Below are 16,280 nucleotides of genomic sequence, written 5' to 3'. Positions count from 1 at the left end.
CGCCTCGCTCGATTTGGAATGCGTCGGAGACGTATGCCATACTCGAACACGTCGCAGCGAGGCCCCATCGTTTAGCGGCCTAGGACGCCGCCCTCTCACGGCGGTAGCGCGGGTTCAAATCCCGCTGGGGTCACCAATGACAGGCGAACGCCCCCGCATCATCGTGCGGGGGCGTTCGTCGTTTCCGGGGGCGGTCGCCTAGACTCGTGCGAGCGAAGGGGAGTATCCCGCCGGGCCGCCAGGTCCCGGGCCACGATCGTCAGTACGAGCGCCGTCGATGCCGCTCCGGGCGTGGCGGCGCATCCGATGCGCCGGGAGAGACTTTCGGTCCGTGCCGCACCCTCCGAAAGGCCCTCCGTGACCGCATTGCCCCTCTGGTTCGAAGTCGGTTCCCTCGTCGTCCTCACGCTGATCCTCGTCGCCGACCTGCTGATGGTGATCAAGCGCCCGCACGTCCCGTCCTTCAAGGAGTCGACCCTGTGGGTCGTGTTCTACATCGTGCTGGCGCTCGTGTTCGCCGGGCTGATGTTCGTGATCGGCGACGCCGAGCACGGCGCCCAGTTCCTCGCGGGCTGGCTCACGGAGTACAGCCTCTCGATCGACAACCTCTTCGTCTTCGTCATCATCATGGCGAGGTTCGCGGTGCCCCGGAAGTACCAGCAGGAGGTGCTCATGGTCGGCATCATCCTCGCGCTGGTCCTCCGCGGGATCTTCATCCTCCTCGGCGCGCAGCTGATCGAGAACTTCAGCTGGATCTTCTACATCTTCGGCGCGTTCCTGCTCTACACCGCGGCCCAGCAGGCGTTCGGCGACCACGAGGACGAGGGCGGCGACTCGGCGCTCATCCGGATGCTGCGCCGCCGGCTGCCGATCACCAACGACTACGACGGCATCAAGCTCCGCACGATGATCGACGGTCGTCGCTTCTTCACGCCGATGCTCATCGTGTTCGTCGCGATCGGCACCACCGACCTCATCTTCGCGCTGGACTCGATCCCCGCGATCTTCGGCATCACGCAGAGCCCGTTCATCGTGTTCACGGCCAACGTGTTCGCGCTCATGGGCCTGCGACAGCTGTACTTCCTCCTCGGCGGCCTGCTCGAGCGCCTCGAGTACCTCAAGTACGGCATCGCGTTCATCCTCGCGTTCATCGGTGTGAAGCTCGTGCTGCACGCGATGCACGAGAACGAGCTGCCGTTCATCAACGGCGGCGAGCACATCGAGTGGGCTCCGGACATCTCGACCTGGACCTCGCTCGCCGTGATCGTGGGCGCGATGGCGGTGGCGACGGTGGCGAGCCTCGTCAAGGCGAACCTCGATGCGCGCCGCCGCGGCCACACGCTCGGCGAGGAGATCCCGCACTTCACCGAGGAGGGCGAGCGCGAGCGCGATCGCGACGCCGACAGCTCGACCGTCGAGCGCTGAGGCGTCCCGGTCGGGGACGGAGTGACGCGAGCGCGGCGAGCGCTTGCTAGCGTGGAGCGACTGCGCCCCATCGGCGTGGACTCTGCCCTGCCCAGAGAGGACCCGATCACGTGACGTCTGACGGCAGCGGTGTCGTGCCCATCCCCACGGGGTCGGCGCGGATCGCGCACAGCGCCCGCACCCACGTCGGCAACGTCCGCACGGTGAACGAGGACTCGCTGCTCGCGCAGCCGCCCGTCTACCTCGTCGCGGACGGCATGGGCGGGCACGCCCGCGGCGACGCCGCGAGCCGCGCCGTGGTCGAAGCGTTTCGCCGGCACCTCGACGGGGGCGCGCCGTCGACGCCGGAACGGGTGCTCGACGCGATCCACAGCTCGAACGACGTCGTCCGCGCGCTCTCCGACGAGGGCGACGAGGGCACGGCCGTGGCGGGCACCACGGTCTCGGGGATCGCGATGGTCGACGCCGGCGACGGTCGCGGCGTGCACTGGATGGTGTTCAACGTCGGCGACTCGAGGGTGTACGCCTGGGACGGCCGCCGGCTCGAGCAGGTGACGGTCGACCACTCGGCCGTGCAGGAGATGGTCGACGCCGGCCTCATCCGCGCGGAGGAGGCGGAGAAGCATCCGGACCGGAACGTCATCACCCGGGCCGTGGGCGCCGACGCGCACGTCGAGCCGGACGTCTGGCTGATCCCGGCATCCGGCCGCCAGGTGTTCCTCCTGTGCTCCGACGGGCTGTCCAAGGAGGTCGGCGACGTCGAGATCGCGCGCATCCTGGCCGGGCACTCGATGCACGCGGCCGGCCTCGCCGGCGAGCTGGTGGATGCCGCGCTGGAGGCGGGCGCGCGCGACAACGTGAGCGCGATCGTGGTCGAGTCCGACCTCGGCGGCGCCGCCGACGAGGACGGCACGACGCGGGATCGAGGAGACGGGCTCGCGGAGGCGGTCGAGCAGACCACGCCGCGCGGAAACGGGGGATGACGTGGGGGAGTACCTGCCCGACCACGGTGGTCGCTGGCTGGCCGCGGTGCGCGGCGACGCGCTGCTGGTGCTGCCGGCCGAGCGCGCCGGCGACCTGCTCGAGCTCTGGCCGCGACTCGACGGCGATGCGGCCGCGCACGTGATCGACCGGCTGGCGGGGTCGGGCATCACCGCCGCGCCGAGCTTCGCGCTCGTCGTGCGCGAGCGCGCGACGGGCACGGCGCGGGCGCTCGTGCGCGGCGACCTCCGCGTCACGCTCGGGGAGGTCGAGGTCTCCGGTTCCGGCGTGTCGACGTGGCAGGAGCGCGCGGTCGACGGGCGTCCCGACGTCCGGGTCGCCATCGCGGAGGCCTCGGAGGGGACGCGGCTGCCCGTCGTCGAGGGCGTGGTCGCGGCATCCGTCGTCGAATGGAGCGTCGGACGCGACCAGGCGCGACCCGCGCGGGCGGTCGCGCCGGCCGAGCCGGCCGCCGAGCCCGCCCGGGCCGAGGAGCCCGACCGTCCCGAGGAGCCCGACCGTCCCGAGGAGCCCGCCGCCGAGACCGTCGTGCCCGACGAGCGGACGATGGTGCCCGAGGACACGGTCGTCGGCGTCTCCCGGACCGAGCGCCCGACCTTCGCGCGCCCGGCCGTCGAGCGACCGGCCGTCGACCGCCCGGCACCCGCGGTCGACGCGACGGCGACCGCTGCGACCGACGCGTCGCCGGTGGTCCCGGTGATCGTGCCGCCCGACTTCGGGTCCACCCCGCCCGCGCGGGACGAACCCGTGCCGGCGGCGGCGTCCGCCGGGGCGCCGGCCGTGCTCGGCGACCACGACGGACTCACCGTGGCCGCATCCGACCTCCGCCGTCTCCGGGCGAGGCTCGGCGGCGCGGGCGCCGCTGCGGCCGGCGGCGACGAGCCGACCGATGGCGGCGGCGCAGCGCGCGGGGCCGCGGCATCCGCCCCGTCGTCCCCGCCGCTCGCGCTGCGCATGCCCGACGGATCCATCGAGCCCATCGTCGGCGAACTCGTGCTCGGCCGCGCTCCCGCGATCGGGCGCGTCACCGGCACCCGGATCCCGAGGCCCGTCGTCATCGGCGCCGGCGACCCGGACATCTCGCGGACCCACCTCCGCGTCGCCGTCGAGGGCGGCACCGTCGTCGTCACCGACCTGGACTCGCGCAACGGCACGCAGGTCGTCGCACCCGGCCAGCCGCCGCTGCGGCTCCGCCCGTCGGAGGCGACGCCCGTCCTGCCGGACACCGTCATCGACCTCGGCGGCGGCTGGAGCATCCAGGTGGTGGTGCGCTGATGCGACGCCCGCCCGCCGCGCCGCCGGAGCTTCCGGGGTTCACGCACCTCGGCCTGCTCGGGTCGGGCGGCTTCGCCGACGTGTACCTCTACGAGCAGCGCCTCCCGCGCCGCAAGGTGGCCGTGAAGGTGCTGCTCGCCGACGACATCGACGCCTCGACGCGTGCGCAGTTCGTCGCCGAGGCGAACCTCATGGCACGACTGTCGGCGCACCCGTTCATCGTCACGATCTTCCACGCCGACGTGTCGGCCGACGGCCGCCCCTACTTCGTCATGGAGTACTGCTCCGGTCCGAGCCTGTCCGAGCGGTACAAGCGCCAGCCGCTGTCGGTCGAGGATGCGCTGCGCACCGGCATCCGCCTCTCGGGCGCCGTCGCGACCGCGCACGCCGCCGGCATCCTGCACCGCGACATCAAGCCCGCGAACGTGCTGACGAACGACTACGGATGGCCCGCGCTCAGCGACTTCGGCATCTCCTCCGACCTCGAGGGCGACCTGCCGGTCCACACGATGAGCTTCACGGGGGATGCCGCGGCCACCGGCTCGGGGACCGGATCCGACCGCGCGGCGGTGGGCATGAGCGTTCCGTGGTCGCCGCCCGAGCTGTTCGAGGACGATCCGCGACCGGACACCCGCAGCGACGTGTTCGCGCTCGCGGCGACGGTGCACACGCTGCTCGCCGGACGGACGCCGTTCGAGGTGCCGGGCCGGTCGAACGGCCCGCTCGACCTCATCGGGCGCATCGAGCGCGGCCGCATCACGCCGATCGGCCGCGACGACGTGCCGGCGAGCCTCGAGTCGGTGCTCGCGACCGGCATGGCCGTGCGGCGCGAGGACCGGTTCCAGAGCGCCGTGGAGCTCGGTCGGGCGCTGCAGCGCATCGAGCTCGAGCTCGGCTACTCGGTGACCGGGATCGAGGTGCCCAACCTCGCCGCACCCGGCGACGGCGACGGGGTGCCGCCCCCGACCGACGCGGACGACGAGCCGGCGACGCGCGTGCGCGGGGTGCGCGAGGTGGCGGCGCAGGGCGCTCCCGCCGTCGGCTCCTCGCCGGTGGAGGACGGGACCGTGATCCGGCCGACGGCAGCGGCACCGGCAGCGGTCGCGGCGGTGGAGGGGGCCGTCGACGGCGCCACGCTCCTCGCGCACGGTCGGCGGGCGGCGGGCGCATCGCGGCCCGAGGGGACCGCACCGCAGGAGCCCTCGTCCCCGGGGGGACGACGCGCGATGGCCGGGATCGTCACGGCCGTCGCCGGGATCGTGGTCATCGTCGCGGTGAGCGGCGCGCTGCTGCTCGGCGGCACCCTCGGCGGTCCCGGGACCGACCCTGAGGAACCCGGGACGATCCCCGAGGATGCCGTCGTCGCCGCGAGCGTGCCGGCGCCCGAGGTCGAGCCGGGCGCGATCGCCGACGGGCGCGCGGTCTTCACCGTCAGCCACGACGGCGCCCAGGACGGCGACCGGTACCGCTGGCAGCGCGCGGACGGCTCGGGATCGACCGCCGTCGCCGACGGGCCGGAGATCGTCGTGGGCGACGTCGCCGCCGGCCAGACGGTCTGCATCGAGGTGCAGGTCCAGCGGGGCAGCAAGACCTCCGAGCCCGTCACCGGGTGCACGTCGTGAGGCCGCTCCGCGTCGAGTACTGCGGCGAGTGGTACACGGTCGAGGCCGGGAGCACCTTCACGATCGGCCGCGAGTCCGACCTGACCATCGACGACAACCCGTACCTGCACCGCACGTTCCTCACCCTCTCGAGCGAGTTCGGCCTGTGGTGGCTCTCGAACGTCGGCCAGCTGCTCTCCGCGACGGTGTCGGATGCCACGGGCAGCGTGCAGTCGTGGGTGGCGCCGGGCGCCAAGCTGCCGCTCGTGTTCAAGACCGTCCACGTGCTCTTCAGCGCGGGCGCGACGACCTACGACTTCACGGTGCACGCGGAGGAGGACTTCTACAACACGTCGCTGACCGCGGCGCCCGCCGACGGCGGCACCACGATCCTGCCCGTCACGCTCACGACGAGCCAACGGCTCCTCATCGTCGCGCTCGCCGAGCAGGTGCTCTCGCAGCCGAGCGCGGGCCGCGCGACGGTGCCGTCGTCGGCCGAGGCCGCGGCCCGGCTGGGCTGGAGCATGACGACGTTCAACCGCAAGCTCGACAACGTGTGCGAGAAGCTCGACCGGATCGGCGTGGACGGTCTCCGGGGCGGGCGCGGGCGGCTCGCCGTGAACCGGCGCGCCCGGCTCGTCGAGTACGCGGTCGCGACACGGCTCGTCAGCGCCGAGGACCTGGCGCTCCTCGACGGCGACGGGCCCGGCGGCGCCGTGGGGGACGCCTGACGGGGCATCCGACCGCCGGAGGTCCCTCTCCGATTCGTCGTCGCGCGCGGCGGGGGATCGTCTCCGATTCCGGACCGAGGTGGGGACCGCTCCCCATTTCGGGGCCCCGGAATCGGCGTGTTAGCGTATGCCCGACCCGCCGGTCCCTCCGGCGGCGACATCCGACGCCCTACCGACGGAACGCACCGGGGGAGACGTATTCGTGGTCACGTTGAGGTCCTGGGCGCGGTCGCGCCGGAACGTCGCCTCGGCCGCCGCGCTCGCCGTGCTCGCCGGCGTGCCCGTCGGGCTCGCCGTCGCCCACCAGGGCTTCCCGGTCACCGACCCCGACCTGCGCGCCCGCGAGGTGTGGGTCACGAACGCCGAGGAGCTGCTCGCCGGACGGCTGAACCGGCAGATCGAGGAACTCGACGCGGCCGTGGCGACGGCCACGAACGAGATCGACGTCTTCCAGGAGGGCGAGGACGCCTTCCTGTACGACCCGGGCGTCGGCTCGATCGAGCGCATCGACCCGTCCTTCACGACGCTCGTGCAGCGCATCGACGTCCCGCCGGCGTCCGAGGTCGCGTACGGCGGCGACGTCCTCGCGATCCTCTCGCCCGAGGGCGAGCTCTGGCGCGTGACCGCCGACGGCGACCTCGCGTTCGACCACCGGGGCACCGACCCGATCGTCGAACTCGGGTCCGGCGCGCACGTCGCCGTGACGCGGGAGGGCACGGTCCTCGCCACCGCACCGGGCGACGGCGAGATCGTCTCGCTGGCCCGCGAGTCGTCGGAGCCGACCACCGCCGAGCTCCCCGACCTCGGCGAGCACCAGTTGGCGGCGGTCGGCGAGCGCGCCGTCGTCTTCGACGCGGAGGCCGGACGCGTGGTCGTCGAAGGGCGGGAGATCGAGCTGCCGGAGCCGGCGCTGCGCCTCCAGCAGTCCGGGCCCGAGAGCGACCTCGTCGTGCTCGCGACGGCGACGGGGCTCCTCGAGGTGCCGCTCGGCGGCGGCCCGGTGCGCGCCGTCCCGCACGGCGGCGAGGTCGCGGTCGCGGGTGCCGGCGAGGTCGCCGCCCCCGTGCGGCTCGGCACGTGCGCCCACGGCGCCTGGGGCGGCGCCGCAGGTCGCTACCTGCTCGCGTGCGACGACGCCGAGCCGCAGTCCGCCGCGATCGAGCAGCCCACGGCCGTGTCGCGCCTCGAGTTCCGGGTGAACCGCGACGTGATCGTGCTGAACGACCTCGCCAACGGCAACGCGTGGCTCGTCGACTCCGACCTCCGCCTCGTCGACAACTGGGAGGAGGTCACGCCGCCGGAGGAGAGCGACGAGCTCGAGGGCGACGAGAAGTCGGCCCAGCAGACCTTCGAGGACACGCTCGCCGAGCGCACCGACGTGAACCGCCCGCCGGTGGCCCGCGACGACGACTACGGCGTGCGTCCCGAGCGCACGACCGTGCTCGAGGTGCTCGAGAACGACACCGACCCCGACGGCGACGTGCTCACGATCGCGAGCACGTCGGAGGTCTCCGACGCCGCCGGCCGACTCGAGCTCATCGACGGCGGGCGCGCCCTGCAGTTCACCCCGGCGGCCGGCGCCGCGGGCAGCGTGTCGTTCCGCTACGGCGTCGACGACGGTCGCGGCGGCGTCGCCGAGGCATCCGTCGACGTGCGCATCGTGCCGGACGGCGAGAACGTCGCGCCGGCCGGGTTGCGGCAGGCGGCGATCAGCGTGGAGCAGGGCCAGCACCTGACCTACAACCTGCTCGCCGACTGGAACGACCCCGACGGCGACGACCTGTACCTCGTGAACGCCTCGCCCACGGGCGGCGACGCGGTGCGATCGAGCCCCGACGGGACGATCACGTTCGAACACCGCTCGGCCGAGCTCGGCACGAAGGAGGTCCAGTACACGGTCTCCGACGGGCGGACGACGGCCGCCGGGACCCTGACCGTCGAGGTGAAGCCGACCGGCACGCTGAACCCCATCGGCACGCCCGACTTCGCGCGGGTCTTCGCGGGCGAGACGACGCTCATCGAGCCGCTCGCCAACGACCTGTCGCCGTCGGGAGCCGGCCTCGAGCTCCTCGGCGTCGAGGAGGCGCCCGAGGTCGCCGCCGTCACGCCGAACGTCGAGCGCGGCACCATCGCGTTCTCGAGCACCGAGCCGGGGGAGTACGTGTTCCTCTACTCGCTCGGAGCGGGCGCGGCGACGAGCAAGGGGCTCGTGCGCGTGCAGGTCGTCGAGGCGCCCGCCGAGGCGCAGCCGCCGATCGCGGTGAAGGACACCGCCTACCTCCGTGCGGCCGAGCCGCTCACCGTGCCGGTGCTCGCCAACGACGTCTCGCCGTCGGGCCGGGTCCTCGCCGTGCAGTCGATCGACGACTCCGCGGCCGACGGCCTCGTCTCGGTCGAGATCCTCACGAACACCGTGCTGCGCGTGACCGCCTCGCAGGCGCTCGACGAGCAGCTCCAGGTGTCGTACACGGTCTCCGACGGCGTGAACTCGTCGACCGCGAGCGTCACGATCGTGCCCGTGCCGCCGCTCGTCAAGCACCAGCCGCCGGTGGCGGTCGACGACGGCGCGATCGTGCGTTCGGGCGACATCGTGACGGTCGACGTGCTCGGGAACGACACGCACCCGGACGCCGCGACGCTGCACCTGCTCCCCGAGCTCGTGGATGTCGACGCGCCCGACGGGCTCGCGTTCACCGACGGCGACACCGTGCGCTTCCAGGCCCCCGAGGCACCCGGCGTCTACAGCGCGGTCTACACCGTCACCGACGACCACGAGCAGACCGCGCGGGCGACCGTCCGCTTCACGGTCGTCGGCCGCGACGCCGGCGAGAACCGCGCCCCGCTGCCCACCCCGCTGACCTCGCGCACGTTCGCCGGATCGGCCGTGAAGGTCGACGTGCCGCTCGACCAGCTCGACCCCGACGGCGACTCGGTGACCCTCACGGGCATCACGGTGGCGCCCGAGTTCGGTCGGGTCGTCGAGCGCACGAGCACGTCGTTCACGTACGAGGCGTTCGCCGGGTCGGCCGGCACCGACGAGTTCGGCTACGAGGTGCGCGACACCTTCGGCGCGACCGCCGAGGGCACCATCCGCATCGGCGTCATCCCGAGGCCCGAGGTGCAGCTGCCGCCGAAGGCGGTCGACGACGCGATCGAGATGAAGCCCGGCCGGACCGCGTCGGTCGAGGTGCTCCTCAACGACTCCGACCCGAGCGGGTACCGGCTGCACGTCGCCGACCTGCCCGAGGTCGACGACGGCATCGACGCCGAGATCCGCGACCGGCGACGAGTCGTCGTGACCGCCCCGCAGCAGGAGGCCGCGTACACGATCCGCTACGAGATCTCGAACGGCCACGGCGGCGCCGACACCGCCTTCCTGCAGGTCGCCGTGACGGAGGACGCCGTGATCGACCCGCCCACGGCGGAGGACCAGGTGATCGAGCCGGAGGCGGTCGTCGACGGCGAGGTCGTCACGGTCGACCCACTGGCGGATGCCACGAACCCCGGCGGGCTCGTCGAGGACCTCGCCGTCTCGCTCGAGGGGCCGAACGCCGGGCGGGCCGAGGTCGCCGCCGACGGCACCATCGACGTGATGCCCGGCCGCGAGCGCTACGCGGTCGCCTACCGGCTCACCAACGAGCTCGACGACCTGTCGGCGATGGCGTTCGTGATCGTGCCGCCCGTGCCGTCGGGCGACGACACCGTCGAGGAGACGCAGCGTCCGAAGACGCCGGAGGAACTGCTCGCGGAGGAGAAGGCCAAGTTCCCCGCGCCCTACCTCAAGGACCTCGGCGAGGTGATCGTGCCGATGAACGGCAGCATCAGCTGGAACGTCGACGACCTCGTGATCGTGCCGTCGGGCGACCCCGCACTGATCCTCTCCGCGTCGTCGACGAACGCGGGCGAGCCCGCGTTCGTGAGCGGCACGGCCGTGCAGTACGTGCCGGCCGCCGACTACCGCGGCGCCGCGTCGCTCACGTTCGAGGTGACGGATGGCGAGGGTGCCGACGATCCCGTCGGGCGCACCGCCATCCTGACCATCCCGATCACGGTCGGCGACCCGGACTTCAACGACACCCCGCCGACGTTCACGCCGCGGAGCGAGACCATCGAGGCCGGCGAGGCGCCGCTCGACGTCGACCTGCGCTCGTCGACCGACCAGCCGAACCCCGACAACATCGAGCGCGTCGAGTACCGGAACCTGCAGGGTGCGAACGCCGACATCGAGGCGGCGATCGTCGAGGGCTCGATCCTCCGGCTCTCCTCGCCGCTCGGCGTGCAGCCCGGCACCGAGGCGCGGATCTCGTTCGACGTGGTGTTCAACGAGTTCACGGTGCCGGGCTACGTCGACGTGACGGTGGTCTCGTCGACGCGGGCGATGCCGAAGGCGAACGACGACGGGCCCGTCGAGATGGTCCGCGGCGGCTCCGCGACCGTCGACGTGCTCGCAAACGACTTCAACCCGTTCGCGCCCGACGCGCCCCTGACCGTCGTCGCGGCGCAGGTCGACCAGGCGGATGTCGGCGCGAACGCGTCGGTGTCGCACACCGCCTCCGACGTGACGGTGAACGCGGGCGCGGCGTTCACGGGCACGCTGAGCGTGATCTACCGCATCCAGGACGGCACGGAGGACCCGGCGCGCGAGGTGCAGGGTCGCGTGACCGTCGTCGTCCGCGACGCGCCCGACCGTCCGGCAGCGCCGGAGATCCGGAGTTCCGGCAACCGCTCGGTGACCATCCGATGGACGGCGCCCGCGAACAACAACTCCGCGATCACCGACTACGAGGTCGACTACAACGGGCAGCGGACGACGTTCGGCGCCGGTGCCGCAGGCGTGAACCAGGAGTTCACGGGGCTCACGAACGGCACCGCGTATCGATTCCAGGTGCGCGCGAAGAACGACATCGGCTGGAGCCAGTGGTCGCCGCTGTCGGCGTCGGAGACGCCGTACGGCACGCCCGGCGCGCCGACCGGCGTGAACGCGCAGGTCAACGGCTACGCGCCGACCAGCGTCGACGTGAGCTGGAACGCCCCGTCGAACACCGGCGGCGGCACGATACGCTACGACGTCCGGATCGACGGCGGGGCGTGGGTGAACTCGGGCCAGAACACCAGCCACCGCTTCACCGGCGTCGGTGCCGGCTCGCACACCGTGGCGGTGCGCGCCGTGAACCTCGGCAGCGGCAACGCCGGCACCGCGTCGTCCGACAGCTTCTCGGTGCAGAACCCGCCGCCCCCGCAGCCGTCCGGGAAGATCGGCAAGGGCCCGAGCCGCTCGTGCGACAGCGGCGGCGGCGGGTGCGCCGAGGTGCGCATCACGTGGAGCGACATGGATCCCGGTCGGTACCGCGTGTACGCGACGATCAACGGCTCGTCGTGCTGCGGCTACCAGGAGACGGTCGACATCGGCGCGAACGGGCAGAAGCAGCTCCTGAACCACCTCGGCGTGCGCGCGGCCGGCGAGACGATCGCGGTGCGGTTCGAGAACGTCAGCGGCGGCACGTCGCGCACGCTCGGCGGGATCAGCGGCACCCAGTGGAACAACCTCGGCTACAACACGTGGTGACGGGCGCGAGCCCGACCGAAGCAGACGACCCGGAGGAACGAACATGACCGTGACCCAGGACCAGGCCAGCTGGTTCCAGGACGCCTTCTCGAAGCTCGTCGACAACGTCGACCGCGCGATCCTCGGCAAGCGCGACATCATCGAGCTCGTCGTGACTGCGATGCTCTCCGAGGGGCACGTGCTGCTCGAGGACTACCCCGGGACGGGCAAGACCGTGCTCGCGAAGGCGCTCGCGAACACGCTCGACGGAACGCACTCGCGCATCCAGTTCACGCCCGACCTGCTGCCGTCGGACGTCACGGGCGTCACGATCTACGACCAGGGCAAGGGGCAGTTCGAGTTCCACCGCGGTCCGATCTTCGCGTCGATCGTGCTCGCCGACGAGATCAACCGCGCGAGCCCGAAGACCCAGTCGGCGCTCCTCGAGGTCATGGAGGAGGGGCGCGTCACGGTCGACGGCGTGGGCTACGAGGTGGGCAGCCCGTTCATGGTCATCGCGACGCAGAACCCCGTCGAGCAGGCGGGCACCTACTCGCTGCCCGAGGCGCAGCTCGACCGCTTCCTCGTCAAGACGTCGCTCGGCTACCCCGACCACGACACCGCCGTGACGCTGCTGCTCGACTCGGCGAACCGCGCCCGCGCGTCGAAGGTGTCGCCGATCATCGCCTCGAGCTCGGTGACGACCATGGCGCGGCTCGCGGCCGAGGTGCACGTCGACGCGGCGGTGCTGTCGTACCTCAACCAGATCGTCTCGGGCACGCGGGACCACCGCGACTCGGCGCTCGGCGTCAGCATGCGCGGCGCCCTCGCGTTGGCGCGAGCCGCGAAGACCTGGGCGATCTCGCGCGGACGCACCTACGTCACGCCCGACGACGTGCGCGAGCTCGCGGTGCCGGTGCTCGCGCACCGCATCATCGTCGACCCCGAGGCCGAGTTCGCCGGCTCGACGGCCGAGGAGATCGTCCGCACGGTGCTCGTCGAGATCGCGCCCCCGGCGTACCGCGCGGCATGACCGCAGGCATCGACGCACCGGCGTCGACGCCGCCCGAGCCGGCGGCGCCGGCACCGGACCCGCGGGCGCGGACGGCGCCCGGGAGGGCGTCCGCGACCCGGACCTCGCAGACGGGCATCGCGCTCCGCTCCGCCGGGCGCTCGCTCGCGGGATCCGCTCGCTCGCTCGCCGCCGGCCTGCACCGGGCGGGCCGCGCCGTCGGTGGGTTCGCCGCGCCCGTGACGGGCGTGATCTCACCGGTCGGATGGCTCGTGCTCGCCGCCGGCGTCGTCGCGCTCGCGCTCGCGTGGCCGCTCGGCTGGATCGAGCTCGCCTTCGTCGGCGCGACGCTGCTCGCCGCGCTCCTCGTCGCGGTCCCGTTCGTGTTCGGACGGATGGCGTACCGGGTCGGGATCGAGCTCCAGCCCCGTCGCGTCGTGGCCGGCGAGCGCGCGCTCGGGCGCCTCGTGGTCCGGAACGTCGGCGACGGGACATCCGTGCCCTCGCAGCTCGAGCTGCCCGTCGGGAGCGGCCTCGCCGAGTTCGTCATCCCGGCGATCCCGGCGGGAGGCGAGCACGAGGAGCTCTTCGCGGTGCCCACGCAGCGCCGCGCCGTGATCGTCGCCGGCCCCGCGGCATCCGTTCGCGGCGACCAGCTCGGGCTCATCAGGCGAGAGGTGCGCTGGACCGACCCCGTCGAGCTGTTCGTGCACCCCGTGACCGCACGCCTGAAGCCCTCGGCGGCGGGCCTCGTGCGCGATCTCGAGGGCGAGGTCACGAAGACCATCACCGACAACGACATCTCCTTCCACGCGCTCCGCGCGTACGAGCCCGGCGACGCGCTCCGCAACGTGCACTGGCGCACGTCGGCGCGCACCGGCCGGCTCATGGTGCGCCAGTACGAGGAGACCCGGCGGTCGCAGCTGCTGCTCGTGCAGCCGACCAGCGCGGAGCACTACGCCTCCGAGGAGGAGTTCGAGCTCGCGGTGTCGGTGCTCGCCTCGCTCGGCGTCCAGGTCATCCGGGACGCAACGCGGCTCGCCGTCGCCACCGACCGCCTGCGGCTCGGCACCGCGACGCCGACCGCCCTGCTCGACGACACGTGCCGGATCGCGCCGCTCGAGGACGCCGCCGCGCCCGTCCGCGACGTCGTCCGCGAGGCGGGCCGCCGCATCCCCGCGCCGAGCGTACTCGTCGTCGTCGGCGGCTCGCGCGCGCCGCTCGCCGAGTTCCGCGCCGCCGAGACGGTGTTCGGGTCCGACACCCAGGTGATCGTGTTCCGCACCGAGGTCGGCGCGGCGTCGCGCATCGCTCGCGTGGGGGAGTCCACGATCGTCACGGTCGGCTCGCTCGACGAGCTGTCGCGCCTCGTGCGGAGGGTGCGCCCGTGAACCGGATCGCCCGCAGCTCCCTCGTCGACCTCGGCGTGCTCTCGGTGCTCTCGCTCCTCGCGATCGCCGGGTACGAGACGAGCTTCGGCGGCCTCGACTTCCTCGCCGCCGCGCTCGCCGGCGTCGTCGTCGGCACGCTCGCGGCCGTGCTCGGCACGGTGCTGCGCCTGAACGTGCTCGTCACGGTGCTGCTCGGCGTCGTGCTCTACTTCCTCGTCGGCACGCCGTTCGTGATGCCGGGCGAGGCGTTCCTCGTCGTGCTCCCGACGCTCACGTCGCTCGCCGGGCTCGCCGTCGGCGCCGTGCACGGCTGGGCCGACATCCTCACGATCGCCGCACCGGTCGAGGCGCCCGACTACGTCGCGGCGGTGCCGTACGCCGCCGCCGCCGTCGTCTCGCTCGTCGGCGGGATGCTCGTGCTGCGGTGGCTGCCCGCGCGTCGCACGCCGCTCCGGGCGGCGGTCCTGGTCGTCGGGCCAGTGCTGCTGTTCCTCTCCGGCATCCTGCTCGGCACCGACCAGGCGTTCCTCGCGGCCGTGCGCGGCGTCGCGTTCGCGGCGGTCGCGCTCACCTGGATCGCCTGGCGTCGCGGCGCGAGCGTCGAGGCCGGCGGCGAGGGCGCGGTGCGCCTGCGTCGACGGAAGCTCACGGGGTCGGTCATCGTCGTCGCCGGGGCCGTGGTCATCGGAAGCGTCGCGGGCCTCGCGGTCGCGCCCGTCGCGCCGGACCGGTTCGTGCTGCGCGACCGCGTCGTGCCGCCCTTCGACCCGCTGGAGTTCCCCAGCCCGCTCGCGGGCTACCGCGAGTACACGAAGGAGCTCGCCGAGTCGCCCGTGTTCGTCGTCGACGGGCTGGAGCCCGGCGACGCGCTGCGGCTCGCCGCCATGGACTCCTACACGGGTCGCCTCTGGAACGTCGCGGGGCCCGAGGAGGCCGCGGCCGACGGCGGGTACTCGATCGTCGGATCGACGCTGCCCGCGCCCGAGCTCGCCGACCTCGGCGGCGCCCGGTCGATCGAGGTCGAGGTCGCGGCGTACTCCGACGTCTGGCTGCCGACGGTCGGCTACGGCTCGACGCTCGAACTGCTCGACCGCGGCTCGGCGGAGCGGGCCGGCGACGTCCGCTACAACCCGGCCGCGGGCACTGCGGTGCTGACGAGCGGTGCGGCCGAGGGCACGCGCTACCGCCTCGACGCGCGCGTGCAGGTCCAGCCGGAGGACACCGAGATCGTCGACGTGCCGGTCGCCCGGCTCGCGCTGCCCACCGTCGAGAACCTGCCCGACGTCGTCGCGGCGAAGGCCGAGGAGTTCGCGGGCGAGGCTCCGAGCCCGATCGAGCAGCTCCGGAACGTCGAGCGTGCGCTGAAGACCACCGGGTTCCTCAGCCACGGGCTCGCGAGCGACGCCGTCGCGTCTCGGGCCGGACACGGCGCCGACCGGCTCATCGAGCTCTTCACGCGGAGCCGCATGGTCGGCGACGAGGAGCAGTACGCCGCGGCGATGGCGCTCATGGCCCGCCACCTGGGCTATCCGTCGCGCGTCGTCATGGGGTACGCGCCCGAGGTCCCGGAGGGCGGCGGCACGGTCGAGGTGCTCGGCGGCGACGTCACGGCGTGGGTCGAGGTGCCGTTCGAGGGCGTCGGCTGGGTCGCGTTCCACCCGACTCCCGACAACGTCGACGTGCCGCAGGAGCAGACGCCGAAGCCGAAGTCCGAGCCCCAGCCGCAGGTGCGCCAGCCGCCGCGCGCGGAACAGGCGCAGGACGAGCTCCTCACCACGACCGAGATCGACGACACCGACGACGAGGATCGCGACCGGCCCTTCCAGCTGCCCGCGTGGGCGTGGATCGTCATCGCCTCGATCGGCGTGCCCGCGGCGCTGCTGCTGCTGCCGATGCTCGTCGTCGCGATCGCGAAGCGCCGACGGCGAGCCATCCGGCACCGCGGCACCGCGGACCGTCGCGTCGCGGGCGCGTGGGAGGAGCTCGTCGACCGGTACGCCGAGCTCGGCTTCGAGCCCCCCGAGCAGTCGTCGCGCCTGCAGACCGCGCGGTCGCTCGAGCGCCAGCTCGACGAGCAGGGCCTCGGCGACGTCCGCATCGCGGGTCGGGCGCCGCTCTCGGCGATCGCCGCGACCGTGGACCGCGACGTGTTCGGCGGCGAGGACCTGGAATCGGCGTCGGTCGACCGCCGCTGGACCGAAGCGGATGCCGCGGCCGCGGCGGTCGCGGCGGCGGCGGGCCGGATGCGCCGATTCGTGGCGCGCTATCGCCTCCGCCGTCGCCGATGAGACCGGGCCG

General features: G+C 73.3%; 9 protein-coding genes and 1 tRNA gene. All 10 read left to right on the top strand.

The window, feature by feature from the left end:
• Positions 1–60: 60 nt before the first annotated feature.
• The 10 genes from GLX25_RS15705 (at position 61) to GLX25_RS19425 (ending at position 16,270) form a co-directional block, all read left to right on the top strand.
• Positions 61–136, top strand: a tRNA-Glu gene (locus GLX25_RS15705).
• A 170-nt stretch (positions 137–306) separates the two neighbouring features.
• Positions 307–1,425: a TerC family protein gene (locus GLX25_RS15700; protein WP_155843435.1), complete on the top strand. Its 1,119-nt coding sequence runs from the start codon at positions 307–309 to the stop codon at positions 1,423–1,425.
• A gap of 110 nt (positions 1,426–1,535) precedes the next feature.
• Positions 1,536–2,408, top strand: a complete 873-nt coding sequence (locus tag GLX25_RS15695; RefSeq protein WP_271192390.1) for a PP2C family protein-serine/threonine phosphatase — start codon at positions 1,536–1,538, stop codon at positions 2,406–2,408.
• Between the two features lies 1 nt (position 2,409).
• Positions 2,410–3,702 carry an FHA domain-containing protein gene (locus tag GLX25_RS19430; protein WP_155843434.1) on the top strand — a complete coding sequence of 431 codons (1,293 nt, stop codon included), beginning with the start codon at positions 2,410–2,412 and terminating at the stop codon, positions 3,700–3,702.
• Positions 3,702–5,324, top strand: a complete 1,623-nt coding sequence (locus GLX25_RS15685) for a serine/threonine-protein kinase (protein WP_155843433.1) — start codon at positions 3,702–3,704, stop codon at positions 5,322–5,324. The genes GLX25_RS19430 and GLX25_RS15685 overlap by 1 nt, the downstream gene beginning before the upstream one ends.
• Complete coding sequence (locus tag GLX25_RS15680; RefSeq protein WP_166548898.1) at positions 5,321–6,034, top strand: FHA domain-containing protein; 714 nt, start codon at positions 5,321–5,323, stop codon at positions 6,032–6,034. Before GLX25_RS15685 ends, GLX25_RS15680 begins: the two co-directional genes overlap by 4 nt.
• A 202-nt stretch (positions 6,035–6,236) precedes the next feature.
• Positions 6,237–11,600, top strand: a complete 5,364-nt coding sequence (locus GLX25_RS15675; protein ID WP_155843431.1) for an Ig-like domain-containing protein — start codon at positions 6,237–6,239, stop codon at positions 11,598–11,600.
• A 43-nt stretch (positions 11,601–11,643) separates the two neighbouring features.
• Positions 11,644–12,612 (top strand): AAA family ATPase, encoded by a 969-nt coding sequence (locus tag GLX25_RS15670; RefSeq protein WP_155843430.1) that lies wholly within the window; start codon positions 11,644–11,646, stop codon positions 12,610–12,612.
• Positions 12,609–13,982, top strand: coding sequence for a DUF58 domain-containing protein (locus GLX25_RS15665; protein ID WP_155843429.1), 1,374 nt, complete (start codon positions 12,609–12,611; stop codon positions 13,980–13,982). The genes GLX25_RS15670 and GLX25_RS15665 overlap by 4 nt, the downstream gene beginning before the upstream one ends.
• Positions 13,979–16,270, top strand: a complete 2,292-nt coding sequence (locus tag GLX25_RS19425; RefSeq protein WP_155843428.1) for a transglutaminase TgpA family protein — start codon at positions 13,979–13,981, stop codon at positions 16,268–16,270. Before GLX25_RS15665 ends, GLX25_RS19425 begins: the two co-directional genes overlap by 4 nt.
• Positions 16,271–16,280 lie beyond the last annotated feature (10 nt).

The sequence above is a fragment of the Agromyces luteolus genome, from assembly GCF_009729855.1.
Lineage (GTDB): Bacteria > Actinomycetota > Actinomycetes > Actinomycetales > Microbacteriaceae > Agromyces > Agromyces luteolus.
The sequence above is the reverse complement of the archived record's forward strand: the minus strand, read 5'-3'. Positions and strand labels throughout refer to the sequence as shown.

What these genes read in the sequence shown, in the direction of transcription:
- GLX25_RS15670 (WP_155843430.1), top strand. Translation starts at nt 11,644, where the DNA reads ATGACCGTGACCCAGGACCAGGCCAGCTGGTTCCAGGACGCCTTCTCG.
- GLX25_RS15700 (WP_155843435.1), top strand. Translation starts at nt 307, where the DNA reads ATGCGCCGGGAGAGACTTTCGGTCCGTGCCGCACCCTCCGAAAGGCCC.
- GLX25_RS15665 (WP_155843429.1), top strand. Translation starts at nt 12,609, where the DNA reads ATGACCGCAGGCATCGACGCACCGGCGTCGACGCCGCCCGAGCCGGCG.
- GLX25_RS15685 (WP_155843433.1), top strand. Translation starts at nt 3,702, where the DNA reads ATGCGACGCCCGCCCGCCGCGCCGCCGGAGCTTCCGGGGTTCACGCAC.